Genomic DNA, 1,696 nt, shown 5'->3' on the forward strand with positions numbered 1-1,696 from the left:
GGACGGCACCGTGTTCCGCACGCCCATCACCGTCGCGGGCATCGAGCCGTGCGTGCGCAACTGGGTCAAGCCCATCACCATCGCGCGTCACGCCTACGGCGACGTGTACAAGAACACGGAGTTGCGCGTTCCCGGTCCCGGCACGGTGGAGCTCGTGTACACCGCCGCAGACGGCTCCGAGACGCGCGAGCTGGTGCAGAAGTTCGACGGCCCCGGCATCGCCCAGGGCATGCACAACCTCGACGCGTCCATCGAGAGCTTCGCCCGCAGCTGCTTCGAGTACGCCCTCGACATCAAACAGGACATCTGGTTCGCCACGAAGGACACCATCTCGAAGAAGTACGACCACCGCTTCAAGGACATCTTCCAGGAGATCTACGACGCCGAGTATGCCTCGCGCTTCGAGGAAGCCGGGATCGAGTACTTCTACACGCTTATCGACGACGCCGTGGCGCGCGTGATGAAGGCCGACGGCGGCTTCATCTGGGCCTGCAAGAACTACGACGGCGACGTGATGAGCGACATGGTGTCGAGCGCCTTCGGCTCGCTCGCCATGATGACGTCGGTGCTGGTGAGCCCTCAGGGCTACTACGAGTACGAGGCCGCGCACGGCACCGTGCAGCGCCACTACTACAAGCACCTCAAGGGCGAGGAGACCTCCACGAACTCGGTGGCCACCATCTTCGCGTGGTCGGGTGCGCTGCGCAAGCGCGGCGAGCTGGACGGCCTGGACGACCTCGTGGCGTTCGCCGACAAGCTGGAGCGCGCCACGCTCGACACCATCGAGGCCGGCGAGATGACGGGCGACCTCGCGCTCATCACCACGCTGCCGAACCCGAAGAAGCTGAGCACCCGCGACTTCATTCTGGCCATCGCGAAACGCTTGGAGGCGTAGGGCGGAAAAGGACGCTTGCGTATCGCGCAAGGTCTCTTCCTGCGGCCCCGACGACACGTCGGGGCCGCTTCCGTTTTCGGACGCGGAGCCGGTGCAAAGGAGCTTGCGTGAGCTGTGGAGCCGCCTCGTCGAACATGCTCTTATCTGCAAGCAACCTGTTGTGCTATGCGCGGCGTGCGATTGACGGAAGGGGTTGGATCGTCAATCGGGGCTGACGGAGTGTCAACGGAGGAGGTATCATTGTTCGGGTTGTTTTCGAGCGAGCGATGAGAGGGGTCCGACGGGCAATGGGTAACGTTCTGCGCGTATTCAAGCGCGATGTGCTGCGCCTGCTTAAGGCGCCCTGCGCGCTGGTGGTGGTAATCGCGCTGCTCGTGCTGCCTTCAGTGTATACCTGGTACAACGTGGTCGGCTTCTGGAACCCCTACGACAACACGGGCAACTTGCGCGTGTGCGTGGTGAACGAGGACGCCGGCGCTTCCAGCGAGCTGACCGGCGAGCTGCACGTGGGCGATATGATCGTGGAGGAGCTGCGCGAAAACGAGCAGCTCGACTGGGCGTTCGTCGATCGCGCCACTGCCATGGACGAACTCGATGCGGGCGCGAGCTACGCTGCGTTCGTCATACCCGAAGACTTCACCGAGCGGCTGCTGTCGCTGACCACCGGCGACTTCGTGCAGCCCGAGCTGGCCTACTACGTGAACGAGAAGACGGGGCCCGTGGCGCCGAAGATCACCGACACGGGCGCGAGCACCCTTGACGAGACGATCAACTCCACCTTCGTCTCTACGGTGAGCGATG

2 protein-coding genes are annotated in these 1,696 nt (G+C 63.9%); both read left to right on the forward strand.

From position 1 onward, the window contains the following. Positions 1-895 (forward strand): NADP-dependent isocitrate dehydrogenase (locus ACMO6A_RS13925; RefSeq protein ID WP_418471440.1); only part of this gene is annotated, 895 nt, incomplete at its 5' end. 287 nt (positions 896-1,182) lie between these two features. Then, a partial coding sequence (locus tag ACMO6A_RS13930) for a YhgE/Pip domain-containing protein (RefSeq protein WP_418471441.1) occupies positions 1,183-1,696 on the forward strand: 514 nt, incomplete at its 3' end.

Source organism: Eggerthella sp., assembly GCF_048329335.1.
Lineage (GTDB): Bacteria > Actinomycetota > Coriobacteriia > Coriobacteriales > Eggerthellaceae > Eggerthella > Eggerthella lenta.